We start from the raw sequence: 25,126 nt of genomic DNA, 5'->3' as shown, positions 1-25,126 counted from the left end.
GCCTAAGTATGCAGGGAAAGCTCCACCGGCTCATCGGCGGGCAGGTCCACCACCCTCGCACCGTACGGGCTGCGGACCGTCACCTGTTGGCTGACCGCCGAGCGGAGCCGGACCCCTAGCGTCGTGGCGTCCCAGGTCAGCTCCTCGACAGTGACCCGGCCCCGGCAGGTCACCCCGCGCAGCGTGCCGCCGGGCAGCTCGCCCGGCCACGCCGGCAGCAGGTGCAGCGACCCCGGGCACGAATCGACCAGCATCTCGATCAGGACGCCGGGCAACGTGTGCACGGCGTCGGCGTTGTAGGTCTGCAGACCCGGGTTGTGGGCGCTCATCAACGACCGGAAGAACATGTCCGCGCAGAGAATTTTCCGCAGGTTGGCGACGGCCAGGTCGGCGTCGCGCAACCGGGCGGCGACCAACGCCCGGTGCAGGCTGCCGTGGGCGGACCGGTTCTCGTCGCCGCGCACCGCCAAGGCCCGGCGGGCCGCGCGGGCCAGTTCCGGGGTGCGGTCCAGGGTGATCTCGCGCAGCGGCCAGACCGGGTAGAGGTGGCTGATATGCCGGTGGTCGTCATCGGCGCGGTAACCGGGCCAGGCCCACTCGGCCAGCGCGCCCCGCTCGTCCACCAGATACCCGGGCAACCGCGCAATCAGGTCGGCCCACCGGGACGTACCGGTCAAGCCGCCCGCGACCCGCATCGCATGGCGGGCGACGGCGATGTCCATGGTGGCGTTCACCGCCAGGTAGACCGGCTCGCCCTGCTCGTCCAGCGGACCGGTCTCGGCGGAGAACGACGGCACGATGACGTACCGGCCGTCGTCGCCTACCCGGGTCAGAAAATCCTCGAAGAACTCGGCCGCCTCAACCAGCCAGCCGGCCACCTCCCCCAACGGCTCCCCGGTGACCAGGTGGTGCTCCCAGAGCGGGTACAGCAGCCAGTGCGCGCCGGGCAGCCAGGCCGGCCAGGGCCACTCGTCACAGAAGTGGAACAGATGCCCGTGCTCGCCGTCGGTACGCCCCGGCGCGAGCAGGCCACGGCCGCCGTACACCGATCGCGCGTTGCGTCGCCAGTGGTCGACCTGGCCGGCGACCAACCGTCGGTGCGCTGCGGTCACCTCCGGCAACGCGCCGATGTTCGCCCCGGCCAACTGCAGGTTCAGGTTGGCGTCGGTGGTGAAGTCGCCAGCCCAGGCCGCGTCCCAGGAACCTAGCCAGAGCCCGGTCAGCCGGGGTGGCAGCACCCCGCTGGAGCTGATCAGCAGGTATCGGCCGGCGTGGAACAACCGTTCCAGCAGCGTGGGGAGCAGCCGCTCGTCGGCGACGCGCTGGGCGTCGAGCAGCTCACCGATCGGACGATGCCGGTCGGCCTCGTCGATCCGCAACCGCAGCTCGACCCGCTGGTACATCGGCCGGTGCAGGGCGACGTGCCGGGCCAGCAGCCGCTGGTAGTCGGCGTCCGGCTGCTGACCGGCCAGCCCGGCGAGTCGCGCGTGCAGCGCCTCGGTGCCCCAGCCGGGCGCGTCGTAGCGGTCGAGCGCGGTCAGCACCAGCGCGTCCCCGCCAATCAGGATCCGGTCGCCGGCGATCTCGGTATCGCCGGTCACCAGGGCCAGTCCTTCGAAGCCGTACGCCCCGAGGCCGGCCGGATAGCTGCCCCGGACCCGCAGGAACGCGTGCCCGTCGCGCCGGTAGGCGGTGATGTCGTAGGTGACGTCGGCCGGCCGGCCGGGCAGGTCGCCGGTCGCGCCGAGCAGGCATGGGCCGGCATCCAGCCGGACCACGGCGACCCGGTCCGCGCGGGAGACGAAGGCTTGCCGGGTGCGGTCGCCGGCCCACCGCACGGTGATCTCGCCGGTGGTGAAGTCCGTGGTACGCAGGTAGTCGGCGGGCAGCGGCGCCGGTTCGCCGACCCGACCAACCGGCGCGTCGACGGTCAGCGCGTAGCCGGGGTGGAACGACTGGGTCCACTCCAGCTGCCGGCCGTCGGCGAGCAGCCGGCCGGCCTCGGCCCGTCGGCCGGCCAGGACAAGGTCCCGGATCTGCTCGATGGCCCCGGCCAGCTCCGGTGGCCGCAGGTCGCGGGTGCCGTTGGGTAGCACGAACCGGTGATGGTCGACCACGATCCGCTCGGCGGTTGGATCGCCGTGCACCATCAGCCCGTACTCGCCGTTGCCGGTGAGGAAGGCGTCTTCCCAGCGCGCCGCGGGCGCCGTGTCGTCGATCCGGTGCATTTGATCGACCTTAGTCAAGGTCTTCAGCCGTACGCGAGGGTCAGCTTCGCGTACAGGTCCTCCAGCACGAACCGGGAGTCTATGCGGTGATAGACCCGGATTGTCCGCGAGTGATCCTGCCGTTGCTGATAACTCAGATCGGGCAGGACGATCGGCGCCGGAACCTGACGGTGATCCATCCAGTGCTCGTCCAGCAGCACCCCGACGGCGGGGGAGTCGCCGAGGACCCACGACTCCCCCGCCGGCCAGTTCGCATTGTCACCCATCGCGTCGTTGAGTTCGACGAGTTGCCGGAACAGGTACGCACCGACCGGCCCACGCGGCGCCACCCGGACCGCGAGTTCGCTGAGACCGACCCGCATCATGCCGTACGCCGCGTTGGGGATCTGCCACAGCTCCACCTCGGAGTCGAACACCTCGTTGGCGGCGTCGACGTCGTTGCCCAGGTTGAACTCGGCACCACCGTCCGGGTACGGGCCACCGCCGATCCAGACGGCGGTCAACCGCCCGGCGATCCTCGGCTCGACCCGCAGCGCGGCGGCGAGATCGGTCAGCGGCCCGAGAAAGGCCACGAACAGCGGCAGTGGATCGTCGCGCATGGCTTCGGCGACGATCAGGTCGACCCCGGGTGCTCCGCCGACCGCGTCCCGCAGCGGACGGCTGACCCCAGCGGCCACCGGCGGCGGAGCCGGCAGTCGCATCAGCTCCAGCAGGTGGTGGATCTCGGCGACGCTGGCGGCAGCGGTGTCCAGGCCGTTTCGGACGCCGAAGTGCGCGCCGACCAGCCCGCGCACGTCGAACCGGGGGGTGAGCAGTGCGTGCACGATCGCGTACTGGTCGTCGGCCTCATTGCGCGCGTCGCTGTCGACCACCAGCCGGATCCGCTTGGACCGCGGCACGGTGAGTGGATGTCGCCGAGAGTCCATCTGGACATAGTGTCAGCCGGCGGCCCAGACCGTAACCCGGTCGGGGCAGCCGTTGTGGACGGAACGGGGCAGAGGAGATCAGGTGCGTTCGAGGCGAAGTCAGCCGCTACGAGGCTTGGGGCTGGGGGCGGCGCTGACGACGGCACCGACGGAGTGTGCGGTCAGGTCGGGCTGATCACGGCCGTACCAGACCAGCGTGATCAACCACGAGATCGGCCACTTCCTGGGCTTCGATCACATGGGCTGTGCCGGCCCGGGGCAGTTGGCTCCGGTGATGGGCCTGCAGACCACTGATCTGGACGGTTGCCGGCCCAACCCGTACCCGTTCGACGAGGAGGGCCGGTTCGTCAGCAGCCCATGGCAGCCGTCCTGACCGTCACGTGTCCCGGCCATCACCGGTCGCCGACCCGCAGCGGCTCGGCCCGGTCGGTTGGCCGGTGCGGCTCACGCAGCTCGGTACGGGCCAGCGCGGGCAGGCCGTGCCGGCGGCGGGCAGCCATCCAGCCGAGTGACCCGGCGACAACGACGGCGGCGAGGGCAATCAGCAGCGGAATGTCCGGCACGCCGAGCAATTTCATCGCACTGGCCAGCAGGACCAGGGTCAACGCCCGACGGACCAGGCCGCCGGGTGCCCGCGACGACAGCTGTGCGCCGAGCCACGCTCCGGGTACCGCCCCGAGCAGCAGCGAGGTGGTCAGGTCGAGGCGGAAGTCGCCGAACAGCAGGTGCCCGACGGCGGCCGCGATCACCAGCGGCACCGCCTGCACCAGGTCGGTGCCGACCAGGAAGGCGGGCCGCAGCAGCGGGTAGAGCATCAGCAACGCGATGATGATCAGCGAACCGGAGCCGACGCTGGTCATCCCGACGATCAGACCGCCGACGGCACCGATCAGCACGGTCGGCAGCGGCCGGGCCCGCAGCGGCGGCTCGGCCGGCGCGGTGTCGCTGCCGGGCAGGCCGGCGGTGCCGGTCCGGCGGCGGGCGGCGTGCTCGGCCATCCGGGTGTAGGTGCGGAAGACCAGGCCGGCGGCGGCCAGCACCAGCGCCACCCCGAGCGCCACCTTGATGCCCTGCTGCAGTCGCTCGCCGTCGCCGAGTGAGCGCAGCAGCAGGACGCCGGCGAACGCGCTCGGCACGCTGCCCAGGCAGAGCCAGCCGACCAGCGACCAGTGCACGGTCCGCCGCCGGATGTGCACCAGCCCGCCGACCGGTTTCATCACCGCGCTGACCACCAGGTCGCTGGAGACGGCGGCGAGCGGCGGTACGCCGAAGAAGATCACCAGCATCGGGGTCATCAGCGCCCCGCCGCCCATGCCGGTCAGCCCGACGATGATTCCGATGCCGCAACCGGCAAGCACCAATACCCAGTCCACCCTGTCGAGGGTGCCGGACCGGACCGGCAATGTCTAGCATGTCGATCGGATTTACCAGGTCGATAGGTGAACCGGATCCGGGCAGTTCGCGGTCAGCGGCCGGCCGGCAGCGCGTTCGCGGCCACCACCCGCCGGTACCAGTGCGCGCTCTCCTTCCAGGTGCGCCGCATCGTCTGCCGGTCGACGTGCACGATGCCGAACGTCTTGCCGTACCCGTGCGCCCACTCGAAGTTGTCCATCAGCGACCACACGAAGTACCCGCGCACGTCGGCGCCGCCGTCGATCGCCTCGGCCACCGCGGTCAGGTGCCGGTGCAGGTAGTCGACCCGGCGCGGGTCACGGACCCGGCCGTCGTCGTCGAGCACGTCGTCGAACGCCGCCCCGTTCTCGGTGATCATCATCGGCAGCCCCGGGTAGTCGCGGTGCAGCCGCAGCAGCAGCTCGGTCAGCCCGGTCTCGTCGATGTTCCAGCCCATCTGGGTGTACGGGCCGGGCTGGGTGACGAACTCGACATCGGTGACGCCGATCCACGGCGAGGCCGCCCCGTCGGCGTGCCCGTCGGCGGTCGACCGCGGCGACACCCCGTCCCACTGGCGGACCAGCACCGGGTTGTAGTAGTTCACCCCGAGCAGGTCCAGCGGGGCGTGCGCGGCCGCCTCGTCGCCGTCGCGCACGAACGACCAGTCGGTCACCGCGGCGGTGTCGTCGATCAGGTCCCGTGGGTACGCCCCGCCCAGCATCGGCCCGAGGAAAGCCCGGTTGGCCAGCGCGTCGATCCGGCGGACCGCCTCGGCGTCGCCGGGCGACTCACCCCGCACGTGGTGCAGGTTCAACGTCACGCTCACCCGGGCCGCCGGGTCGATGCTCGCCCGCAGCGCGCGTACCGCCAGACCGTGCCCGAGGTTGAGGTGGTGCACGGCGGCGAGCGCGGCGGCCGGCTCGGTACGCGCCGGGGCGTGCACCCCGGAGCCGTAGCCCAGGTACGCCGAGCACCACGGCTCGTTGAGGGTGATCCAGGTGTGCACCCGGTCGCCGAACACCTCCCCCATCCGGCCGGCGTAGTCGGCGAAGCGCTCGGCGGTGTCCCGGTGCGGCCAGCCGCCGGCGTCCTCCAGCTCCTGCGGCAGGTCCCAGTGGTAGAGGGTGGCGACCGGTGCGATCCCCCGGGCCCGCAGCCCGTCGACCAGCGCCGAGTAGAAGTCCACGCCCCGCTGGTTGAGCTGGCTGCCGCCGCCCGGCAGCACCCGGGACCAGGAGATCGAGAACCGGTAGGCGCCGACGCCGAGCTCGGCGAGGATGTCGAGGTCCTCCTCCAGTCGGTGGTAGTGGTCGCAGGCCACGTCACCGGTGTCGCCGTTGGTGACCAGACCGGGGGTGTGCGCGAAGGTGTCCCAGATGGAGGGCGTCCGGCCGTCTACCGCAGCGGCCCCCTCGACCTGGTACGACGCGGTCGCCGTACCCCAGAGGAAGTTGCCGGGGAAGACCGGGCCGGACGGTGATGATACGGGCATGTCGGGATTCTCCTTACGCGCTGAGCACGATCTCGATCTGGCTGGTGCCCGGGTCGGCGGTGACCCGGACGCCCGCCTCGGTGGCCTCCGGGGCAGGGCCCGTACCGGACGCCCACGTCGGCTACGCCGCACGATCAACAGGCTCCAGCATGCCTGCTGGTCGCCGATTCGATGCGGCCGGACCCGGCGATGGACCCGGCCGGCCGGTGAGCGCCGCAGCTAGTGGCCACCGGTAGCCTGGGCTGACCCGACACCTTTGCTTATATAAGTCATCACGGATAGGTTCGACCGGTGCACGCGTTCGACGTCCTCGGCGACCCGGTCCGCCGCCGGATCCTGGAGCTGCTCGCCGACGGCGAGCGCTCCGCCGGTGACCTCGGCGCGGTCGTCTAGGCCGAGTTCGGCATCTCCCAGCCGGCGGTGTCGCAGCATCTGCGGGTGCTGCGGGACAACGGATTCACCACCGTACGCGCCGTCGGCACCCGACGGCTGTATGCCGTGGATGTCGCACCGCTGCGGGAGATCGACGAATGGATCGGCCGCTACCGGCACTTCTGGGCCCAGCGGCTCGACGCCCTCGCCACCGAGCTGGTCCGGGGGCGCCGGGATCAGCGCCGAGAACCACAGCAGAACGGCACCGACGCCGACCATCGGCGGTAAATCACCCCGAACTTGGGTACGCCTTGCGCCGTGACCTTCGGAGCCTGGCTGGCGCACGTGCGAGGCGGTCGGCTGCTGCACCCGCGCGGCTGCTCGTTCACCGGCGCGGTCCAGCTCTGGGGACCACTCGCCGAATGGTTCCTGCCGGCGGGGCGCTGGCCGGCCGTCATCCGCTTCTCCCGGGGCACCCCGACCCCGCCCGGCTGGCCGGACATTCTCGGCCTTGCGGTCCGCGTCCACGCCCCGGACCGCCCGGTCGACCTGCTGGTGTCCAGTGCCGGCCGAGCACCGGTACTGCGTCACCTGCCACTACTCCGGCGCGATTTCGCCACCACGTACGGCAGCATCCTGTCATTGCGGCACGGTCGGCACCGGATCTACCTGGCCGTGTCTCCGGCCACCCCGGGCCGCCTCGGCGGCGCGGTCGAGCAGCTAGCCGATGCCGCCGCCCGTCGCCCGATCGTGCTGCGGCTGGCGGCGGCCACCGGCACCGGCCACTGGCGGACGTTCGGTCGGATCGACGTCGGCGAGCCACTGCCGTCCGCTGTCGACGCCGCGCTCGCCTTCGATCCGACCGGTCACCCTCCGCTGCGGCTGCGTACCGGCGGGCTGATCCAACGGCTCCGTACGGTCACCTATGCCGCCTCCCGGCGCGCCCGGGGCGCCCGCACCGACGACAATCCGATTGCCGCCACCGGTCAGCGGCCTTTAGCGTGAACGGCACCGTGACGACCGAGGAGCCACCGATGCGAGCGCTGGCGAGATTCGCCACCACCCGACGCGGCTGAGCCGCGCCCACCAGCAGTCCCGCTGACCCTCGCCGATCCTTCTGACGATCCACGCTGGTCTTCCCCGGTACCGCAGCCGGCACCGGGTCACCGTCACGCTCCCCGTACCGAACCCAGGAGTTTCCATGAGTCATACGCTGCTGCCCGGCACCCGGGCCCCGGTCAAGGTCTGGACCGATCCGGCAACCATCGAGCCGCAGGCCAGCCAGCAGCTGCGCAACATCGGCACGCTGCCGTGGGTGCACGGCGTCGCGGTGATGCCCGACGTGCACTACGGCAAGGGCGCCACCGTCGGCTCGGTGATCGCGATGCGCCAGGCGCTGGCCCCAGCCGCCGTCGGCGTCGACATCGGCTGCGGCATGTCCGCGGTGCGGACCAGCCTGACCGACGCGCAGCTGCCGGACGACCTGGGCGCGCTGCGTACCGCGATCGAGGCCGCGGTCCCGGTCGGCTTCCAGGCCCGCGACACCCCGGTCGACCCGCGCCGGGTGCACGGCCTGCCCACCGCCGGCTGGGACCGGTTCTGGTCCGGCTTTGCCGACCTGCATCCCGGGGTCGCCGCGCTGGAGTCCCGGGCGCAGCGTCAGCTCGGCACACTCGGCGGTGGCAACCACTTCATCGAGGTCTGCGTCGAGCAGGGCGGTCCGGACGCCGGCCGGGTCTGGCTAATGCTGCACTCCGGCTCCCGCAACATCGGCAAGGAGCTGGCCGAGCGACACATCGCGGCGGCCCGGAAGCTGCCGCACAACGCCGGCCTGCCCGACCGCGACCTGGCGGTCTTCCTCGCCGACACGGCGGAGATGGCGGCGTACCGGCGGGACCTGGCCTGGGCGCAGGAGTACGCGGCCCGCAACCGGGCGGTCATGCTGGCGCTGCTCTGCCGGGTGCTGCGCACGGCGGTGCCGGCGGTCCGCTTCGACGAGCCGATCTCCTGCCACCACAACTACGTGGCCGAGGAGGTCTACGACGGGGTGCCGCTGCTGGTGACCCGCAAGGGGGCGATCCGGGCCGGGCGGGGCGAGCTGGGCATCATCCCCGGGTCGATGGGGACCGGCTCCTACATCGTGCGGGGTCGGGGCAGCGAGGCGGCGTACTGCTCGGCGTCGCACGGCGCGGGTCGACGGATGTCGCGGTCGAAGGCGAAGAAGACCTACACGGTCGACGACCTGGCCGAGCAGACCGCCGGGGTGGAGTGCCGCAAGGACGCTGGTGTGGTCGACGAGATCCCGGCGGCGTACAAGAACCTGGACCAGGTGCTCGCCGAGCAGGCCGACCTGGTCGAGGTGGTGGCACACCTGCGGCAGGTGGTCTGCGTCAAGGGCTGACCCCCACCCCGCCCGCCGCCCTCGACGATCTTGCACATATCGAGAGGATGTCCGCATTGTCCGTCGATAGGTACACGATCGTCGAGTGGGCCGACCCCCAGCAGGTCGACCCACTCATGCAGGATGGTCCCGTTGCTCAGTTGGTCGGGCTCATGTTCGACAGGTGACCGTCGGCCAGGTCCAGTTTCCGTTCGCCATGATCGTCACGCCGAAAGTGTTACCGCTGCCGTTCGGCCTGGCGGTGACGGTACCGCTCGTACCGCTGACCGAGGCGTTCCAGCTGTTCTGGATCCACTGGCTGCCGTTCAGGGTGAGGGTGACGGTCCAATTGCTGACATGCTGCACTGAGACGTTGAGGTTGAACCGGTCGCCGAACTGCTGGCCGGCCGACAACACCGCAGTGCAGTTGCCCTGGCCCGGGTTGCCGGGGCTGCTGGTCGGGGAAGGTCCGGGGTTGCCGCCGCCCTCCCAGACGTTGATGTCGGAGCTGCCGCTGCTTCGGTAGCCCTCGGTCGCCATCACCTGGTAACTGTGGTTGGAGCCGAGCTGCATACCGGCCCGAGCCCAGGCGTCGAAGTGGTTCGCCGTGGTGATGGTGCCACCGGTGCGCTTCTGCTGCCGGACGCTCCAGTACTGATAAAAGGTTCGAGTGCCGTCGATCGAAGGCGCGTTGACCCGCTGACTGCGGTAGATGTCGTAGACGCTGCCGTCGGTGGTGACGGAGCCCATCCGGGTGGCACCGCTGCTCGGGTTGTAGGTGCCGAAGTTCTCCACCACGTAGTACTCGATAAGCTGGTTGCGCGTCCATCCGTACAGCGCGAGGTAGCTGTTTCCGTTCGGCTGGTAACTGCCCGAGTAGCTGACCGTTCGCCGGGTGCCGGTGGCCCAGCCCTTGCCGCCGACCCAGTTGTTGGTGCTGCCGTCCCACCGGCTGGAGTACCGGCCGTTCTCGCGCAGCGTCATGCTGGCGTTGCCGCTGTCCTTCCAGAACGAGTAGTAGTACCCGTTGTGGGTGCCGGTGCCGTTCTGGCTGAGGGTCCGGTCAGCCTCGGCGTGCGCGCTGGGGGCGACCATCATGCCGCTGACGACCAGCGCGGCGGCGCACGCGGTGCCGATCAGCAGCCGCATACGGCCGCGACTCCTCGGCTTGACGAGAGTGTCCTTCATGTAGGTGCTTCCTCCTCTTGGTGGCTGGCGGGAGCCAGCGGTGCGGTACGACCCGACAGCCAGTCGTGGACGGCGACCGCCGTCGAGGATCGGCGTCGTACCGCGTGGTGGCGGGGATCGACAACCATAGAGACATGTCGATGGAATGACGGTAGGAGGCAGTTGGTCGGCTGTCAACAAATTTCGGAAACATTGCGGAAACACAGTGCCAGCCCACGCATTCGCGGCATGGTGGCCGTTCAAGCTGGCCAGCAGCACTGCCCGGGAGATCGCAAGATCGGCGCGATCAGTGCACACTCCACACCGCATGGCGAATCGGGTGCATGGGCCGCCCAGGCGGCAACCTGAACTTCCGGAAGTATTTCGGGGTACGGCCGGAGCAGCCGAGGACTGCCGGCGGCCGAGGCGGCGGCCGACGCACCGGACGCGGACGTCGTGCTCGACCACGCGCTCGGACTCGCCCGGGTCTACGGCCGGGAGCCGGCGCTGGTCACCGACGACACCCGGATGACCCTCGCGGTCGGCTGGGCGCTGCACGACGCCCCGGCTACCACCCCGGACGGGCTGGAACCGCTGCTCCGGGCCCGATTCCTGGTCTGGGTGGCCAGCCCGGACAACAACCGGGCATCCGGCATGACCTGTCTGCGGGCCTGCGGCCGGCTGTCCGACGTACCGTGGCAGCAGGCCACCGTCGGCGGGCCGAAGGGCTGCGGGGCGAACATGCGGGGCGCCCCGGTCGGTCTGGTCGACGCCTACGACGACGACACATCGGCCGGCGTCGCGCAGCTGCATGCCGGGCTGACCCACGGCCACCCGACCGCGCTGGCCGCGAGCCCGCAGCGTGCACCACGGCACACTCCGTGTTCAATCACATATTGGATAGTTACCGACCTTCGGAGGTCAGCGCTGACCGTACGGATGAGCCCGGGGCCCCGCCGTCACCCTGTGGCATCCCGGTCGGCGGCCCAGCGGATCGCGCCGAGCAGGTGGGTGCGGAACGCCAATTCGGCGTACGCCTCAACGGTATGGCCGCCGCCGGTGTAGAAGGTGCGGCCACCGGCATACGTGCGGCACCAGGCGTGCGGGTGCGGGCGCCCCATTTGCCCACCGGTGTAGCTGGTCCCGTCGAGCTCGGCGAGGATCCGGGCGTCGGTCGGTCGGGTCCGGTAGTCGTACCACTCGTCGGTGCGCTCCCAGCGGGCCGGCAGGTGGGCGGTGGCCGGGTGGGTCCGGTCGACAACCTCCACGGTGGCCGGCTGCACCGGCGGATGCTGGGCGAAGTACGCGCCGACCAGATCACCGTAAAACGGCCAGTTGTGCTCGGTGTCGGCGGCCGCGTGCACACCGACGAATCCGCCGCCGCCGTTGATGTAGTCCTCGAACGCCGCCCGGCCGGCATCGTCGAGCACCTCGCCGGTGGTGTTAAGAAAGACAACGGTGGCGTACCGACTCAGGTTGTCCGGGGTGAAGGCGGTCGGCTCCTCGGTGGCATCGACGGCGAAGCCGTGTTCCGCGCCGAGTTCGCGGACGGCCTCGACCCCGGCCGGAATGGAGTCGTGCCGGTACCCGGTGGTGCGGCTGTACACCAGCACCCGGTACCGGTTCTTCTCGCTGCTCGACTCGGTGCAGCCGGTGGTCACCAGCGCCACGATACCGCCGAGCAGGCCGGTGCCGACCGTCCGTCGGGTGAGCTCGGAACCGGGCCGGACCGGCACGCCGATCATCGGGCCGGCTGCAGAGCAGCGGCGGACGGCAGGACGGCGAGTGCATCAGGCACATCTCATGATCGAGGCCCACGGGCGGCTGGTCAACCGGCGGCGGGCAGGTGGACGAGGAACCGGCAGCCTGAGCCGGCGTTGGTCACCTCGACGCGACCGCCGTGCGCCTCGACCAGGCCGCGCACGATCGCCAGGCCGAGTCCACCGCCGGCCGGTGGTGGCTCGGGACGGCCCGGAACGGCCCAACCGGATAGGGACGCCGCCCCGACCTGCGACGCCGCTCGGGGCGGGCCGGCGGGAGCGGGGCTGCGCGCCGTTTCGCCCCGGAACGCCACGTCGAACACCCTCGGCAGGTCCGCCTCGGGAATGCCGCCGCAGGTGTCGTGCACCGCCAGCCAGGCGGCGCCGCCGTCGCGGCCCGCACTGACCTGCACCACCCCGTCGTACGGGGTGAACCGGATCGCGTTGCGAAGCAGGTTGCCGATGATCCGGGCCAGTTCCGGCTCGCTGGCGGTGACCGACGGCCAGCCGCGTTCGGCGGCGACCAGCCGGATGCCCCGCGCCCGGGCCAGCGGCTCGGCCGACGCCAGGGCGTCGGAGACCACCTCGGCGAGGGGCACCCGGCGCAGCGACAGCCGCAACGCGCCGGCGTTGATCCGGGACAGTTCGAACAGGTCGTCGACGAGTTGGGTCATCCGGTCGGTCTCGGCCCGGATCCGCCGGTGGTAGTCGGCGACGGTGGCCCGGTCGGCGACGACGCCGTCCTCCAGCGCCTCGGCCATGGCCCGCAGCCCCGCCAACGGCGTCCGCAGGTCGTGCGACACCCAGGCGACCAGTTCCCGCCGGTTCGCCTCGGCCTGGCGTTCCCGCTGGCGCAGCTGGTCGGCCCAGACCGCCTGCCGGGCCAGCCGGGCGCCCAGCCACCAGCCGACAGCCAGGCTGACCGCTCCGGACGCGGCGAGCACCAGCAGCACCACGTCCCGGTCGTGGACGGACAGGAACATCGCCTGGGCCGCGCCGACGACGCCGGCGAGGACCGCCAGTACGGTGACGGTGAGCAGGACGGTCAGGTGCACGACGATGCTGTGCCGGCGTAGCAGCCGCAGCGCGACCGCGCCCGGCACGCCGATCAGCAGCGACGCGCCCAGCCCGATGGCGAGCACGGCGAGGACGTCGCCGGTGGGCAGATCAGGCATTGCCGGCCGCCGGTTCGTAGCGGTAGCCGACGCCCCAGACGGTGACGATCCGTCGGGGTCGGGCCGGATCCCGTTCGACCTTCTCCCGCAGCCGTCGCACGTGGACGGTGACGGTGGACTGGTCACCGAAGTTCCAGCCCCACACCTGGGCGAGCAGTTCCTCCCGGCGGAACGCCTTCGCCGGGTGGCGGACCAGGTGCAGCAGCAGGTCGAACTCACGGGTGGTCAGCGCGAGTTCGGTGTCGCCGAGCCGGGCCGACCGCCGGCCGGTGTCCAGCGCGAGCTCGCCGTCGCGGACCACCGGCGGTTCACCGCCGACCGGGCCGGGGGGCGGCCCGGAGCGGCGGAGCACCGACTGCACCCGCAGCACCAGCTCCCGGGGCGAGAACGGCTTGGTGACGTAGTCGTCGGCACCGAGCTGCAGGCCGATCACCCGGTCGGCCTCCTCCCCGAGTGCGGTCAGCATGATCACGGGTACGCCGCTGGCCTGCCGCTGCAGCCGCCGGCACACCTCCAGACCGTCCAACCCGGGCAGCATCAGGTCCAGCACCACCAGGTCGGGCCGGCACTGGTCGACCGCGGCCAGCGCGGCGACCCCGTCGGCGGCGCGGGTGACCTGGTAGCCGGCTCGTTCCAGGTACCGGCGGACCACATCGGACACGGTGGGATCGTCGTCGACGACGAGCACCCGGAGGGACGGTCGGCCGGTGGTGGGCACGGCCATGGCTGTCAGGCGGCCAACTCGGCTGCCCCGAACGACACCGAGAAGCGTTTGCACCAGATGGAGACGCTGGTCAGGCTGGTCAAATCGAGGTCGGCAGGGATCTCGTACACCTGGTCACCCCGGTTGCCCTTGAGCCGGTCCAGCTCGGCCCACTGCCCGTCGTCGAAGACGAACCAGCCGTCACGGCCGTCCAGCACCGGCTGGTCGGAGAGCCAGACCCGCAGGTCCGGGCCGTTGGAGGTGGCGAAGTCGCGGAACACGAGTTGACGGCGGCCGTCGGCCAACTGGACGACCTCGGCGGTGCCGGTGGTCTCGTGCTCGTGGGTGACGAACTCGCCGGAGGCCAGCAGTTGGTTACCGGCCGGGGACGGGCTGGCCGGTGCGGCGCCGGGCGAGGCGGTCCCGGACGGGGTGGACCCGGGTGAGTCGGTCCCGGGCGCGGCGGGGTCCGGTGCCGGGGTGCCGGTCGCCGCGATCTGCACCTGCGGCAGCGCCTCGTCGACCACGTCGTCGGTGAACAGTTTCCACGGCTGGAACCAGTAACCGCCGAACGCGAGTCCGGCGGCTACGACGACGGCGAGCAGCCAGCTCAACGGGTTGGCAAGGAGTCGTTTCCACACGCGGATCAGCCTACGGCGGCGGCGCCCGGCCGGCCGTAGTTGATCTCTTGCGAAAGTCTTACGGTCGGCGTAGTGGCAGGTCAGCTGGTTGCGACGGCGTACGCGAGCAGCAGCAGCGCGACGGTGAGCTGCCCCGCGCCGAGCACGGTCAGGGTGTTGCCGACCGACCACTGTCCGGGGCGGCCGATCCCGGCGTGCAGGAAGAAGCCGCCGGACTGACTGATCGTGCCGGCGGCCAGCAGCGCGCCAACCACCCAGGTGTACGGGTCGGACAGTCCGGCGCGGGCGGCGATGCTCAGTGCGGTCAGGGTCAATACCAGCAGCACGCCGGCGTGGGCGTGGCCGGCCCGGAACAGCGACAGCTGGAAGTCGGTCAGTTTTCGGGCGGCGGCCAGCCGCATCAACGAGTAGCCGCCGAACATCACCGTCGGGACGCTGACCAGCGCGATCACGGTCAGCCATCGGTCCGCCGTACTCATCAGGGCTTCTCCTCGGGGTCGGCGCCGTACGCGCCCGGCTATCTTGTCACCGACAAGATAGCCGCTCCGGGTAGCATCTTGTCAACGGCAAGATGAGGGGAGGCATGATGCGGCAACAGCCGTACCACCACGGCGACCTGCGGCGGGCCCTGCTGACCGCCGCCACCGAGGCGATCGCCGAATCCGGGGCGGCGGCACTGAGCCTGCGCGACCTGGCCCGACGGGTGGGGGTCTCGCACGCCGCCCCGACACACCACTTCGGCGACAAGACCGGCCTGCTCACCGCGATCGCCGCCGAGGGCCTCGACCTGCTGGCGACCCAGTTGGCGGCGGCCGGCGGCGACATCCTCGCCGCCGGCCAGGCGTACGTGCGGTTCGCCTCGTCCCACCGGGCGCACTTCGAGGTGATGTTCCAACCGAGCCTGCTGAACTTCGACGCGCCGGAGCTGGTCACCGCGCGCCAACGGGCCGGCCGCGCGCTACGGGCCAGCCTGGACGACGCTCGGGTGCCGGCCGGCGACCGGGACAACGCCCGCCTGGCGGCCTGGTCGATCGTGCACGGCTTCGCGACCCTGTGGCTGTCCGGGGCGCTGCCGCACGACACGGACGACGACCCGGCGGTGCTCGCCGGCCCGGTGATCCGACTGCTCTTCGAGCTAACGCCGGACCAGCACACTTGACAGGTTGAGTGCATCACGTAAAGTTTGTCGCGGCTGTCAAGTAGGCAACGAAGAAGCGAGGCGTCAGCGTGGCTGCATGGTCATTCGATGACATTCCCGACCAGACCGGCCGGGTCGCGGTGGTGACCGGGGCGAACACCGGCATCGGCTTCGAGACCGCCCGGATGCTCGCCGCCAAAGGCGCACATGTGGTGCTGACGTACCGGGACGAGGGCAAGGGCGAAGCGGCGCTGGACCGGATTCGGGCCGGTCAGCCGGCCGGCGCGGTGACCGGGGCCGAGCTGGATCTGGCCGACCTCGACTCGGTCACCGCGTTCGCCGACGCCTACCGCGCCGACCACGACCGGCTCGACCTGCTGATCAACAACGCCGGCGTGATGGCACCGCCGCTGGGACGCACCCGGCAGGGCTTCGAGCTGCAATTCGGCACCAACCATCTCGGCCACTTCGCGCTCACCGGCGAACTGCTGCCGCTGCTCGACGCGGCACCGGCGGCCCGGGTGGTGACCGTCTCCAGCCTGGCCCACTGGACCGGCAGCGTCGACGTCGACGACCTCAACTGGCGGCAACGCCGCTACCGGCCGTGGGCCGCGTACGGACAGAGCAAACTCGCCAACCTGCTGTTCACCCTGGAACTGCAGCGCCGGCTGACCGAGGCCGGGTCGACCGTGCGGGCCGTAGCCGCCCACCCCGGCCTGACCTCGACCGAGATCGGCCGTCACCAGGGCCGGTCCACCGGCGAGAGCCGGTCGCGGATCGATCGGATGATCCGGATGCAACCAGCGGCTGGGGCGCTGCCCAGCCTGCGCGCCGCCACGGACCCGCAGGCGCCCGCCGGCAGCTACTGGGGGCCGGCCCGCCGGCTCGGCACCTCCGGGCCACCCGCACCGGCCCGCAGCTCCGCCCGGTCCAAGGACACCGTCATGGCCAGCCGGCTGTGGACCGAAAGCGAGCAGCTGAGCGGAGTGGCGTACCCCTTCGGGGCGCTCGGGCACACGGAGCGCCCAGCGTGACACCGAGCGCCACCCGGCGGAACGCCATCGCCGACACCGCGATCGACGTGTTCATCCGGTACGGGTTCCGGAAGACCTCGATGGACGACCTGGCCCGTGCGGCCGACATCTCCCGGCAAGGGCTCTACCTGCACTTCAAGACCAAGGACGAGCTGTTCGTCGCCGCCGTGGACCGGATGGTGACCGGCGTGTGCGCGGCGACCGGGGCCGCCTTCGCCCGCGACGACCTCGACCCGCCGGGGCGGATCCTCGCCGCGTTCGAAGCGTGCCAGGGCCCGTCGGTCGGGGCCGCGGTGCACGGCAACTTCGAGGAGCTGCTGAACACCGCGGCCACGCTGCGCTGCTCGCTGGCCGAGCGGATCGAGCGCGGGCTGGTCGACGGGGTTGAGCAGGTCCTCGCCGACAGCGGGGTCGCCGACCGGTGGCGGGCAGCCGGCCTGTCCGCCCGGGACCTGGCCGAGCACCTGCACGCCACCTCGTTCGGCTTGAAACACAAGCTCTCGTCGGTCGACGAGTACCGAACCGGAATGCAGACCGCAGTGACGATCGTGTTCGCCGGCGGCGAGGCCCTGACCCGGGAGTGACGATGACACCGTGGACCTTCGACGACCTGCCGGACCAGAGCGGCCGGACCGCCGTCGTCACCGGCGCGAACTCCGGCATCGGCTTCGAGACCGCCCGGATGCTCGCCGCCAGAGGCGCCCACGTGGTGCTCGCCTGCCGGGATGCCGGACGGGCCGGCACGGCGGCCGACCGGATCCGCGCCGAGCGGCCGACTGGCACGGTAAGCTGCGCCCGGCTCGACCTGGCCGACCTCGACTCGGTGGCCGGGTTCGCCGAGGTGTTGCACGCCGACCACGACCGGCTTGACCTGCTGATCAACAACGCGGGGGTGATGCTGACCCCGTTGCGGCGCACCCGGCAGGGTTTCGAGCTGCAGTTCGGCACCAACCATCTCGGCCACTTCGCGCTCACCGGCCGGCTGCTGCCACTGCTGCTGCAAGCCGGCGCCAACGCCCGGGTGGTCACCGTCGCCAGCAACGCCCACCGCGCCGGCCGGATCGACTTCGCCGACCTGAACTGGCAGCGGCGTCGCTACCGGCGGTGGGCCGCGTACGGGCAGAGCAAACTCGCCAACCTGTTGTTCACCCTGGAGCTGCAACGCCGGCTGGCCGGAGCCGGGTCGCCCGTACTGGCGACCGCCGCCCATCCTGGGTGGACCGCCACCGACCTGGCCCGGCACACCGGTGGCTTCGTCACCACCGTCAGCCGGTTGATCGCGATGACGCCGCGCGACGGAGCGTTACCGACGCTGCGCGCCGCCACCGACCCGGCGGTCGACGGTGGCAGCTACTGGGGGCCGGGCCGACTGTTCGACATGGTCGGCCCGCCGGTCGCCGCGCGTCGCAGCCCGGCGGCCGACAACGCCGCCACCGCTGGCCGGCTGTGGACGGAGAGCGAGAAGCTGACCGGTGTCGAGTTCCCGGTCGCCGAATAGCCGCAGCTGCTTGCGGCCGGGCCGCCAGGTCGGGCACATTGCCGCCGGCCAGTGCGGCGGTGAGCGCCTGGGCCGTCTCGCTGGTGTCGCCCACCTCGGTGAGCCTGACGTCGATGTCCGGTCGGTCTCTGGTGTACGCCTCGACGGATGCCTTCTGGTTGATTCCGGTGAACGACCAGAACTCGAAGGTATTCGGGTCGGATGATCCGGAACCGCCTGACCCTGGCGTACAGCCGGTGGTCAGGATCATGGCCGCCGCAGCGACGGCGGTGGCTGTGGTGATGATGAAGCGCTTGAAGCGGTCCTCCATCCGCCTCGCCTGGCGGGCCAGCCTCGGCTGAACCGCCACACCGCCACCGCCGCACCGACCACCAGCAGCAGTACGGCCTGGGCGAAGGCCGGCCCGGAGGAGGCATCGGCGATCGGCCACGCCCACCAACGGACCAGACCACCGTCACCGGTGCCGAACAGCGCACTGACGATCACCGCGCCGACCGGCACCACCGCCGCAAGCCGTGCGCCGACGAACGGGGCGACGATCTGGGCCGACCCGAGACAGCCGATGAGATTACGCAGGTAACCGGGGCCGAGCTGCCACCAGCCGACCGCCGAGGCGACGCCGACCGCAACCGCGGTCATCAGCGCCATCGCTGCGGCGACGCCGAGGTCGCGGGCGGCCACCGAACGTACCGCCGTTGCGTCCAGGTCACCGCTGCTGCGGTCGATGCCGTGCCAGAGGACGACGATCGGGACAAGCGGCAGCAGCAGGGCGAACACAACCGGCACCAGCAACGCCCCGGCCAGGCTGGGCAGCGGCAGCACCTCACCGCCGATCACCGTCGCGGCGGCCAGGCTCGCGGCGTACGCGACGGTCACCGTCGTCAGGGCGCGGGTACGCCACCACCAGATCACTGCGGATCGTCCGACGTGAAAAGTTCCGGGTCGAGGCGCGGCACGGTGGTGCAGTCAGCCAACGGCGCGAGGTTGGCTCGGTACCAGGCAGCCTGCCGGTCCTCGTCGAGCTGACGCACCCGTACCGCCAGGTCGATCAGCTCCGGCGGCGCGACCGGGCCGAGCTCCGACGCCGGTACGCCGGCCGCCAGCGCCATCCACACCAGCAACGCCGCACGATTGTGGGCACCGGGCCACTCCCCCTCGGCCGCGCAGGCGGGCACGGTGTCCGGGACGATGCTGGAGACCAGACTCAGCACCGCCGTCTGCGGGTCCGACTCGGCGGGCAGGACGATGAAGACAGCGTCGGCCGCGTTGCTCTCCTGGCTGGTCACCGTCTCGGGCAGCGTGACGCCGACCGCAGCGAGCCGGGGATACGCCGACGCCAGCGCCGGATGGATCGCATCCCGGGCCGTCTCCTGCTCCGGCCACAGGCACAGCGTGGGCCGTTGCCCGACGCACTGTGGCGCTCCGGCGCGCGGGCCGCCGGAAGACGGGCCGAGCGGTGCCGCCACGGTGACCGCGACCACTAGCAACGCGGTGAAGCTCAACGCACCGCCGACGTGACCCGGGCGGGCGCCGGCAAGGGCGACCAGCGTGCCTGCGCCGATACCGACGGCGAACAGGGCGGCGGCCAGCAGCGCCCGCGCGTCCGGCTGCTGATCGATCGCACAGCAGCCTTCAAAGGACAGCCCGTTGAGGTGGCGGATCCAGAACGGCTCGACGGCGGCCGGGTAGGCCAGCCAGATGTAGGAGCCGCCCAGGCTGACCGGCAACGCGAGCGCGGGCGGCAGCCAGCGACCGAGCCCGTATCCGACCACGGTGTGCCCTACCATCACCAGCAGGTAGACGCCGACCAGCCCGAGGTGCGGACCGCCGGGCGCGCCGACTGCGGCAGGGGCGGTCGACAGCACCGCCGCGACGACCCCGGCCAGCCCCATTACCAGCGTCGGGCCGACCGCAACGAAAACGACTGTCCACATCGGCCGAGCGATGGTCTGTGTGTCGATACCGCCACTGCGGTGCCGCATCCCCTCCCAGGCGGCGCAGACCGCGCAGAGCGGCACCACGATGAACAGCATCAGGTTGGCCTTGGCCACCGCAGCCGTCCAGTAGCCGGGCGTGGCCGTTTCGACGACCGCCGCACCTTGGAACAGCACGAGGGCCAGCATCGGCACGGTCACGTAGGTCTCGGCGCGGCTACGCCAGGGGTAGATCGTCCGGATGGCGCCGTACGCGTCCGCGCTCATGCCTCGGCGCCGATGAACTGCACGTAGGCGTCCTCGGCCCGCCGGGACGGCTCGACACCGGGCCTGGCCCGCGCCAGGAATGCCGGCACCTCACCGTGGAACCGGATGACACCGCCGTCCAGCACTGCCACGTGCTGGTAGATGTCGCTGATGTCTTCGGTCTGGTGCGTCGACACGAGCAGGTCGACGTCGCCGGCAACTGAGTTCAGCACCTCGCGCAGCACCCGCCGCTGCTGCGGGTCCAACCCGGCGGCCGGCTCGTCCATGACGATCAGTTTCGCGTCGTGGACGAGGGTCTGTGCGATTCCGACCCGACGAAGCTGACCGCCGGAGAGCGCCCTGCTTGGCCGTTCCGCCAGGTCCTGCAGGCCGACACGGCCCAGCGCGCGGGCCGCGTTGACCCAGGCGTCACGGCGGTTGAGGCCTTTCAGCCAGCCGGCGTAGGCGACCTGCTCCCGCACCTTCAGGCCGGGCATCGCGGCGACGTGCTGTGGCAGCCAACCGACCGAGCGGCGGTACCGCGATCGGGTACGCCGGACATCGCTGACCAGGTCACCGACTCGCACCGTGCCCGCGTCGGGCTGCAGCAGCCCCACGATCAGCGACAGCAGCGTGGACTTGCCAGCACCGTTGGGGCCGAGCAGCACGGTCGCACCGGGCTCGAACTCGACGGTCAGGGCACGGAACACCGGGATGTCCTTGCGATACCGGAAAGAACAATCCGCGATCAGTACGGGCACAGGGTCAACCTCTGGAGGCATGAACACGGCAGACATGGGGCGGCAAGTCAGGACCTTATGGCTGACTTGCCACCCCATCCTAGATGATCAAGGCATCAGGTCAGTAGTAGGTGGTCAGCGAGTTTACGTTGACTCGCCAGCCGGAGGTCGATCCGTTGATCTTCTTGATGGTCCAGTGGTAGCTACCGACGTCGGTCATCCGACCCCAATTGAACGTTCCACACGACGAGGTGCGCTCGCCGTATATCACATCGGGGAGCGGCCAGGTCCTGTTACGAGCAAGGTCGAGAGTAGTGTTCTGGTAGGTTCCCGCTACCACCGAACAACCGGACCACACCGTACGAGTCGATGCCGAGTCACTGCTGTTGTCGGTCCAGTCCCGGGATGTGAATCCGGTGAGGGCATTGCTCACACTACTCGACCAGCTTCCCTCAGCGCGCACCGGCGACACCAAGGTCAAACTGAGCACCAAGCCACCCACAGCAACAGTTACGGCCTTCGCGAGTCTCTTCACTGTTCCCCGCTTACTTCGGAAGGACAACGAGAGCTGGCCAGCGGTTGGATTATTCGGCGCGGTGTCCACACATGGCAACACCCTCCGATCACCGTTGATCACTGGCCATCAGCGACGATCTCAAGCACTCGAGGCCTGGCCTCAGAGAACACAGGAAGACCGCCACAGAGGAGCACACACGGTAAAGCCAAGGTGACAACAATCATATGTTGCAACCGTCCAATGGCTTGATGTTGCTTGCCGCCGCCGCGCCGATCATCACGATCCTGTGCGATGCCGGAAAGAACAGCCCGAGCAGTACGTATGCCAGGTCAACGATCGGTCGTACCGTTATCCCATGGTCCACGCAGGATGTTACTTCCACATGAGCAATGCTCTCGGAGCGCCAAGGCACCAGGACATCGGGGCGCGGGCCACCGCAGGTCGTCAGGTGGCGGGTGGGCGCAGGCGCAGGGCGGTGACGGCGGCTGGCAGGTCGGCGGCGGTGGCGACCCGACGGGTGGTCTCGGGACCTTCGCGTACGTGCACCTCACAGTGGGACGCGGCGAGCGAGACGATCACCGTCTCGCCGGCGTAGTACCCCGCGAGCAACGACAGCGACGGCACCAGGTCATCGTGGTCACCGTCGGCCGCCGGCGTCGGCACGTTCTGCGGTACGGATTGCGGTACGGCGATCGGCGTACCCGGGTCGACCGGGGTCGCCGAGCGGGTGGCGCCGCACACGTACTCGACGGCCTGAGCGAGCGCGTGCCCGAGGGTGGGCCGGTGCGGGTAGGCCCGCAGGCCGATCGCGGCACCGGGCGCGGCGAAGTACGCACCCCACGACACCCCCTGCATGCGGTACGGCGTACCGGCCTCGTTGCGATGGTCGGCGACGGTGACGATCAGCGCGAGCCCCAGCCCGTACGCCAACGCGAGCACCCGCGCCAGCGGTGGCGCGTCCGGCTCGGCGGCGTGCAGCAGCACCCGGCCGCCGGGGTGCCCGTTGGCGACGTTCGCCAAATATGCGGTCAGCGGGTCCTGCCCAGGGTGGTCGAGGGTAACGTAGCCGTACCACAGCTCCTGCACCAGCAAAATCTCGTGATCGTCGAGCGGCGCGAGCTGGTCCGGGCCGATCGGCTGGCCGCGTACCGCCAGGTCGCCGAGGTGCGCCGGGAGCCGGAACTGCGGCGGCACCTGGTGGATGGGTTTGCCGCCCGGCTGGCTGCCGATCCGCGGCACCACGGCGGTGGCTTCGTCGGGCAGTGCCCAGTTGAGGTGGCGGGCCCAGTGCTGCCCGTCGGTGACGGTGACGACGGCACCGTGCCGGATGCGCAGCGTGTCGCCGCAGCTGAAGCAGCGGCTGAGGCCGGCGGCGTACCGGCCGCTGCGCCCGGCACCGCCGCAGTAGCGGCACTCCGGGTCGGCGGCGGGCGCGCCGACGGTGCAGACGCAGCGGCGCAACCCCTGCTCCGGCACGCAGTACGGGCAGGGTTCGGACGGGATCGCCGGCCCCTGCCAGCTGGGCGGCGGCGGCTGCCACGAGCGGGCGAGCTTGTCGACCGTACGCCGGGAGATCTGGCCGGTGGTGCGTTCGGTGAATTCCTCGACGACGGCGACCACCCGCAGGCCGGTGTGCCACCAACGGCCGTCGCGCCAGATGGCCTGCGCGCCGGGGGTGGCCTCACCGGTGCCGAGTGCGGTGCAGTCAGCGATCATGCGGCGTTCGAGCTGGTCCAGGTCGAGTTTCGGCGGCCCGATCGGCGGGCCGGGTCGGCCGGGGCGCAGGTAGTGGGCGGGTACGTCGACGCCACGGTCGCCGATCCCGGTGGCGAGGCGGGTCGCGTCGGCGGCGACGATCGCCGCGTCGAGGCTGTCGGTGCTGCCGACGCCGCTGGCGAACGCGTCGCCGACGCCGGTGTCGGGCAGTTCGAGGCGCAGCTGCCAGCCGTAGCGGTCGTCGCCGTACGGGTCGGGTCGGGTTTCGACGACCAGGTCGAGGCAGAGCAGTTCGGCGAGGGCGCAGAGTTGGCCGAGGTGGCGGGCCGGGTCGGGGCGGTCCGGCGGGGCGGTCCGGCCGAGCCAGACCTGCCACGGGTGGTACGTGTAGTTGGCGATCGCCGCCGCTTCCAGGGCGTGCCGCCGTGCCTGCGGCAGGTCGGGTCGCCAGTCGCGGGGCAGCACCAGCCCGCCGACGAGAAGTTCCCGCTCGGGTGCAGCCGGGTCGTAGAGGTGGTCGGCGCCGACCCGGTCGGCCAGTTCGGTGACGACGGCGTCGAGGTCGAGCCACCAGCGGCCGCCGCGGTGCACCGGGTCGAGCGCGCCGGGCACGATGTTGACGGAGGCGACGGCGGCGGTGTCGGCGTTGGCGACGGTGTAGACGAGTTGGGCGCGGCGGCGGCCGAGCCCGGCGCAGCGGTCGCAGGTCACGCAGTTCGTGCCGGTGCCGAGACAGACCTGACAGTCGCGGTACGCCGTACCGCCCGGGTTGCCGGCGGTCAACTGGTCGTCGTCGACGATGAGCTGGTCGCCGTACCAGGTGCAGCTGCACCGGTGGGAGGTGACGCCACCGCCGTCGCAGGTGGTGCAGTCGACGACGGTGACGCCGGGGTTGTCGGGCTCGGTCACCGGACGGCGGCCTGGTTGATCGCGGCTTGGTTCATGGCGGCCTGGGTGGACTGCCAGCGGCGCAGCGCGTCCTTGATCCGGTTGTTCTGCTCCCAGGTGCGGTCGAGTTCGGCGTAGAGGACACCGAGGTCGTAGGCGACGCGGTCGAGGAACGCGCCGACTTCGACCGGGTCGAGGCCGCGGGCCGTGACGCCGACCGGCCGGAACCGTTGATTCCGAACCTGCCAGGGCCGGATCGGCCGGTACGCCGCCGAGCGCATGTTGGTGCCGGGCACCCGGTGGACGCCGGGGTCGCCAGCCGGCCAGCGGCTGGGCGGGGTGGACGCCATCCGCCGGCGTCCCCAGCGGACCCGCATCCGTTGCCACATCCTTCGCATCATCAGTGCTCCTCCCCTGTGTGGTGCGGTGATTGCTTTGGTGGTGTGTCTGGTGGATGGGGGTGGCCCTGCCCCTTGCCGACTCGGGCGGGGCCACCCCCGCCCCGATCACCGCAGCCCTCCTTGGCGGTACGGCGACCGGGGCAGACCTTGGTTCCGCCGCGTGAGCTGCGGAAATCCGGATCAGGCGCAGTCGCCGAGGTCGGGGTGCGCGCTACCCGGCCCGGTTGCGCTCCGGGCAGCGGTGCGGGGCCGGACATCGGCGTCACCGCGCCGGGCGTCGGGCATGAGCACCGGCGGCGGTACGTCGACCGGCACCGGCCGGGGGCCGGTTCCCGGGTCATCCCAGTCCGACCCACACGACCGCCACCGGTCGTCATCCATCTGCGTCATGATCGATTCCCCTCCAATCAGTTGGCGGTTCTCGTTCGTGAATTCAGCGTAGAATTCGATGTTCATCTAGACAGATGCAAGGGCCGTCAAGTTGACGGGGTTGACACTCGTCAAGCCCTTAGCTTCTCCGCATGCGGCTGGCTGGGATGACAGAAATTCAGCAGATGCTCGGCGGCATTTCCCGCCAACGAGCCTCCGAGATCGTCAAGCGGTCCACCTTCCCCGCACCTCTGGACTCCTTGAACGCAGGGCGCATCTGGTCCCGCGAGGCAGTCGCCGAGTGGATCAAGGAGCACCGCCCTTCCCAACTCGACGATTGACCTTCGCTCTTGCTGTTGGCTAGCGTTCGCTTGCCGTTGTCGACTAAACCGGCTCAGTGCCGCAGACG

24 protein-coding genes and 2 pseudogenes are annotated in these 25,126 nt (G+C 71.0%); 10 read left to right on the top strand and 16 right to left on the bottom strand.

Translation table 11 applies throughout. The features are described 5' to 3' along the window. Nucleotides 1-2: 2 nt before the first annotated feature. Together ACFHW1_RS12340 and ACFHW1_RS12335 are read right to left on the bottom strand one after the other, a co-directional pair. Complete coding sequence (locus ACFHW1_RS12340) at nucleotides 3-2,228, bottom strand: glycosyl hydrolase family 95 catalytic domain-containing protein (protein ID WP_416555335.1); 2,226 nt, start codon at nucleotides 2,226-2,228, stop codon at nucleotides 3-5. Between the two features lie 23 nt (nucleotides 2,229-2,251). Beyond that, the gene (locus ACFHW1_RS12335; RefSeq protein WP_416591140.1) at nucleotides 2,252-3,154 is read right to left on the bottom strand and encodes a nucleoside hydrolase; all 903 of its coding nucleotides are present in this window, start codon (nucleotides 3,152-3,154) and stop codon (nucleotides 2,252-2,254) included. A 196-nt stretch (nucleotides 3,155-3,350) separates the two neighbouring features. On the opposite strand from ACFHW1_RS12335, the gene ACFHW1_RS12330 reads away from it, so the two are divergent. Continuing rightward, nucleotides 3,351-3,527 (top strand): DUF3152 domain-containing protein, encoded by a 177-nt coding sequence (locus ACFHW1_RS12330; RefSeq protein ID WP_416555331.1) that lies wholly within the window; start codon nucleotides 3,351-3,353, stop codon nucleotides 3,525-3,527. Nucleotides 3,528-3,546: 19 nt separating this feature from the next. On the opposite strand, the gene ACFHW1_RS12325 is transcribed toward ACFHW1_RS12330, so the two are convergent. Both ACFHW1_RS12325 and ACFHW1_RS12320 read right to left on the bottom strand, forming a co-directional pair. Further along, entirely contained in the window at nucleotides 3,547-4,527 is a 981-nt protein-coding gene (locus ACFHW1_RS12325; protein ID WP_416615440.1) for a sulfite exporter TauE/SafE family protein, read from the bottom strand. A 92-nt stretch (nucleotides 4,528-4,619) separates the two neighbouring features. Continuing rightward, nucleotides 4,620-6,038: a GH1 family beta-glucosidase gene (locus tag ACFHW1_RS12320; protein WP_416555327.1), complete on the bottom strand. Its 1,419-nt coding sequence runs from the start codon at nucleotides 6,036-6,038 to the stop codon at nucleotides 4,620-4,622. A gap of 291 nt (nucleotides 6,039-6,329) precedes the next feature. Between ACFHW1_RS12320 and ACFHW1_RS12315 the strand changes: the two are divergent. The 3 genes and pseudogenes from ACFHW1_RS12315 (at nucleotide 6,330) to ACFHW1_RS12305 (ending at nucleotide 8,811) form a co-directional block, all read left to right on the top strand. Further along, a pseudogene (locus ACFHW1_RS12315) lies at nucleotides 6,330-6,698 on the top strand (ArsR/SmtB family transcription factor). Nucleotides 6,699-6,728: 30 nt separating this feature from the next. Continuing rightward, nucleotides 6,729-7,415, top strand: a complete 687-nt coding sequence (locus ACFHW1_RS12310) for a phosphodiesterase (protein ID WP_416555323.1) — start codon at nucleotides 6,729-6,731, stop codon at nucleotides 7,413-7,415. A gap of 196 nt (nucleotides 7,416-7,611) precedes the next feature. Further along, nucleotides 7,612-8,811 carry an RtcB family protein gene (locus ACFHW1_RS12305; protein WP_416555321.1) on the top strand — a complete coding sequence of 400 codons (1,200 nt, stop codon included), beginning with the start codon at nucleotides 7,612-7,614 and terminating at the stop codon, nucleotides 8,809-8,811. A 150-nt stretch (nucleotides 8,812-8,961) separates the two neighbouring features. Here ACFHW1_RS12305 and ACFHW1_RS12300 read toward each other — a convergent pair whose 3' ends face one another. Beyond that, the gene (locus ACFHW1_RS12300; RefSeq protein WP_416555319.1) at nucleotides 8,962-9,978 is read right to left on the bottom strand and encodes a glycoside hydrolase family 11 protein; all 1,017 of its coding nucleotides are present in this window, start codon (nucleotides 9,976-9,978) and stop codon (nucleotides 8,962-8,964) included. Nucleotides 9,979-10,413: 435 nt separating this feature from the next. Here ACFHW1_RS12300 and ACFHW1_RS12295 point away from each other — a divergent pair. Further along, nucleotides 10,414-10,812: pseudogene (locus ACFHW1_RS12295) on the top strand (ADP-ribosylglycohydrolase family protein); the annotation flags it as partial. Nucleotides 10,813-10,916: 104 nt separating this feature from the next. Here the strand turns inward: ACFHW1_RS12295 and ACFHW1_RS12290 are convergent. From ACFHW1_RS12290 to ACFHW1_RS12270, 5 genes are all read right to left on the bottom strand, one after another. Continuing rightward, on the bottom strand, nucleotides 10,917-11,702 hold the full coding sequence (locus tag ACFHW1_RS12290) for a ThuA domain-containing protein (protein ID WP_416555317.1): 786 nt from the start codon (nucleotides 11,700-11,702) through the stop codon (nucleotides 10,917-10,919). Between the two features lie 83 nt (nucleotides 11,703-11,785). Beyond that, nucleotides 11,786-12,892 carry a sensor histidine kinase gene (locus tag ACFHW1_RS12285; RefSeq protein ID WP_416555315.1) on the bottom strand — a complete coding sequence of 369 codons (1,107 nt, stop codon included), beginning with the start codon at nucleotides 12,890-12,892 and terminating at the stop codon, nucleotides 11,786-11,788. Further along, nucleotides 12,885-13,616, bottom strand: a complete 732-nt coding sequence (locus ACFHW1_RS12280) for a response regulator transcription factor (RefSeq protein ID WP_416555313.1) — start codon at nucleotides 13,614-13,616, stop codon at nucleotides 12,885-12,887. The genes ACFHW1_RS12285 and ACFHW1_RS12280 overlap by 8 nt, the downstream gene beginning before the upstream one ends. A 5-nt stretch (nucleotides 13,617-13,621) precedes the next feature. Beyond that, nucleotides 13,622-14,236, bottom strand: a complete 615-nt coding sequence (locus ACFHW1_RS12275) for a DM13 domain-containing protein (RefSeq protein ID WP_416555311.1) — start codon at nucleotides 14,234-14,236, stop codon at nucleotides 13,622-13,624. Between the two features lie 80 nt (nucleotides 14,237-14,316). Then, entirely contained in the window at nucleotides 14,317-14,715 is a 399-nt protein-coding gene (locus tag ACFHW1_RS12270) for a hypothetical protein (RefSeq protein WP_123603506.1), read from the bottom strand. A gap of 104 nt (nucleotides 14,716-14,819) precedes the next feature. On the opposite strand from ACFHW1_RS12270, the gene ACFHW1_RS12265 reads away from it, so the two are divergent. The 4 genes from ACFHW1_RS12265 (at nucleotide 14,820) to ACFHW1_RS12250 (ending at nucleotide 17,906) form a co-directional block, all read left to right on the top strand. Beyond that, on the top strand, nucleotides 14,820-15,395 hold the full coding sequence (locus ACFHW1_RS12265) for a TetR/AcrR family transcriptional regulator (RefSeq protein WP_416555309.1): 576 nt from the start codon (nucleotides 14,820-14,822) through the stop codon (nucleotides 15,393-15,395). Nucleotides 15,396-15,463: 68 nt separating this feature from the next. After that, nucleotides 15,464-16,408, top strand: a complete 945-nt coding sequence (locus ACFHW1_RS12260) for an oxidoreductase (protein WP_416555307.1) — start codon at nucleotides 15,464-15,466, stop codon at nucleotides 16,406-16,408. Then, nucleotides 16,405-16,992: a TetR/AcrR family transcriptional regulator gene (locus ACFHW1_RS12255; RefSeq protein ID WP_416555305.1), complete on the top strand. Its 588-nt coding sequence runs from the start codon at nucleotides 16,405-16,407 to the stop codon at nucleotides 16,990-16,992. Before ACFHW1_RS12260 ends, ACFHW1_RS12255 begins: the two co-directional genes overlap by 4 nt. Before the next feature lie 2 nt (nucleotides 16,993-16,994). Further along, nucleotides 16,995-17,906, top strand: a complete 912-nt coding sequence (locus ACFHW1_RS12250) for an oxidoreductase (protein ID WP_416555303.1) — start codon at nucleotides 16,995-16,997, stop codon at nucleotides 17,904-17,906. 246 nt (nucleotides 17,907-18,152) lie between these two features. Here the strand turns inward: ACFHW1_RS12250 and ACFHW1_RS12245 are convergent, their stop codons facing one another. The 6 genes from ACFHW1_RS12245 to ACFHW1_RS12220 form a co-directional block, all read right to left on the bottom strand. Next, the gene (locus tag ACFHW1_RS12245; protein ID WP_416555301.1) at nucleotides 18,153-18,818 is read right to left on the bottom strand and encodes a hypothetical protein; all 666 of its coding nucleotides are present in this window, start codon (nucleotides 18,816-18,818) and stop codon (nucleotides 18,153-18,155) included. Then, a complete protein-coding gene (locus ACFHW1_RS12240; protein WP_416555299.1) occupies nucleotides 18,815-20,107 on the bottom strand; it encodes a hypothetical protein in 1,293 nt (430 codons plus the stop codon). The genes ACFHW1_RS12245 and ACFHW1_RS12240 overlap by 4 nt, the downstream gene beginning before the upstream one ends. Continuing rightward, a complete protein-coding gene (locus ACFHW1_RS12235) occupies nucleotides 20,104-20,796 on the bottom strand; it encodes an ABC transporter ATP-binding protein (protein WP_282233860.1) in 693 nt (230 codons plus the stop codon). The genes ACFHW1_RS12240 and ACFHW1_RS12235 overlap by 4 nt, the downstream gene beginning before the upstream one ends. 991 nt (nucleotides 20,797-21,787) lie before the next feature. After that, entirely contained in the window at nucleotides 21,788-23,968 is a 2,181-nt protein-coding gene (locus ACFHW1_RS12230; protein WP_416555297.1) for a hypothetical protein, read from the bottom strand. Next, nucleotides 23,965-24,228: a DivIVA domain-containing protein gene (locus ACFHW1_RS12225; RefSeq protein WP_278174808.1), complete on the bottom strand. Its 264-nt coding sequence runs from the start codon at nucleotides 24,226-24,228 to the stop codon at nucleotides 23,965-23,967. The genes ACFHW1_RS12230 and ACFHW1_RS12225 overlap by 4 nt, the downstream gene beginning before the upstream one ends. Nucleotides 24,229-24,528: 300 nt before the next feature. Continuing rightward, the gene (locus tag ACFHW1_RS12220; protein WP_416615438.1) at nucleotides 24,529-24,729 is read right to left on the bottom strand and encodes a hypothetical protein; all 201 of its coding nucleotides are present in this window, start codon (nucleotides 24,727-24,729) and stop codon (nucleotides 24,529-24,531) included. 140 nt (nucleotides 24,730-24,869) lie between these two features. Here ACFHW1_RS12220 and ACFHW1_RS12215 point away from each other — a divergent pair, with 140 nt between their 5' ends. Next, nucleotides 24,870-25,058, top strand: coding sequence for a hypothetical protein (locus tag ACFHW1_RS12215; protein WP_123603521.1), 189 nt, complete (start codon nucleotides 24,870-24,872; stop codon nucleotides 25,056-25,058). Nucleotides 25,059-25,126: the final 68 nt, after the last annotated feature.

The organism is Micromonospora sp. LOL_014 (assembly GCF_048060245.1).
Taxonomy (GTDB): domain Bacteria; phylum Actinomycetota; class Actinomycetes; order Mycobacteriales; family Micromonosporaceae; genus Micromonospora_E.
This window is presented reverse-complemented; position numbering and strand designations above follow the sequence as displayed.

Excerpts from the sequence above, each read along its gene's own strand:
- ACFHW1_RS12340 (WP_416555335.1), bottom strand. The coding sequence starts at position 2,228 with ATGCACCGGATCGACGACACGGCGCCCGCGGCGCGCTGGGAAGACGCC.
- ACFHW1_RS12335 (WP_416591140.1), bottom strand. The coding sequence starts at position 3,154 with ATGGACTCTCGGCGACATCCACTCACCGTGCCGCGGTCCAAGCGGATC.
- ACFHW1_RS12320 (WP_416555327.1), bottom strand. The coding sequence starts at position 6,038 with ATGCCCGTATCATCACCGTCCGGCCCGGTCTTCCCCGGCAACTTCCTC.
- ACFHW1_RS12305 (WP_416555321.1), top strand. The coding sequence starts at position 7,612 with ATGAGTCATACGCTGCTGCCCGGCACCCGGGCCCCGGTCAAGGTCTGG.
- ACFHW1_RS12300 (WP_416555319.1), bottom strand. The coding sequence starts at position 9,978 with ATGAAGGACACTCTCGTCAAGCCGAGGAGTCGCGGCCGTATGCGGCTG.
- ACFHW1_RS12290 (WP_416555317.1), bottom strand. The coding sequence starts at position 11,702 with ATGATCGGCGTGCCGGTCCGGCCCGGTTCCGAGCTCACCCGACGGACG.
- ACFHW1_RS12285 (WP_416555315.1), bottom strand. The coding sequence starts at position 12,892 with ATGCCTGATCTGCCCACCGGCGACGTCCTCGCCGTGCTCGCCATCGGG.
- ACFHW1_RS12280 (WP_416555313.1), bottom strand. The coding sequence starts at position 13,616 with ATGGCCGTGCCCACCACCGGCCGACCGTCCCTCCGGGTGCTCGTCGTC.
- ACFHW1_RS12270 (WP_123603506.1), bottom strand. The coding sequence starts at position 14,715 with ATGAGTACGGCGGACCGATGGCTGACCGTGATCGCGCTGGTCAGCGTC.
- ACFHW1_RS12265 (WP_416555309.1), top strand. The coding sequence starts at position 14,820 with ATGATGCGGCAACAGCCGTACCACCACGGCGACCTGCGGCGGGCCCTG.
- ACFHW1_RS12250 (WP_416555303.1), top strand. The coding sequence starts at position 16,995 with ATGACACCGTGGACCTTCGACGACCTGCCGGACCAGAGCGGCCGGACC.
- ACFHW1_RS12240 (WP_416555299.1), bottom strand. The coding sequence starts at position 20,107 with ATGAGCGCGGACGCGTACGGCGCCATCCGGACGATCTACCCCTGGCGT.
- ACFHW1_RS12225 (WP_278174808.1), bottom strand. The coding sequence starts at position 24,228 with ATGCGCTCGGCGGCGTACCGGCCGATCCGGCCCTGGCAGGTTCGGAAT.
- ACFHW1_RS12220 (WP_416615438.1), bottom strand. The coding sequence starts at position 24,729 with ATGGATGACGACCGGTGGCGGTCGTGTGGGTCGGACTGGGATGACCCG.
- ACFHW1_RS12215 (WP_123603521.1), top strand. The coding sequence starts at position 24,870 with ATGCGGCTGGCTGGGATGACAGAAATTCAGCAGATGCTCGGCGGCATT.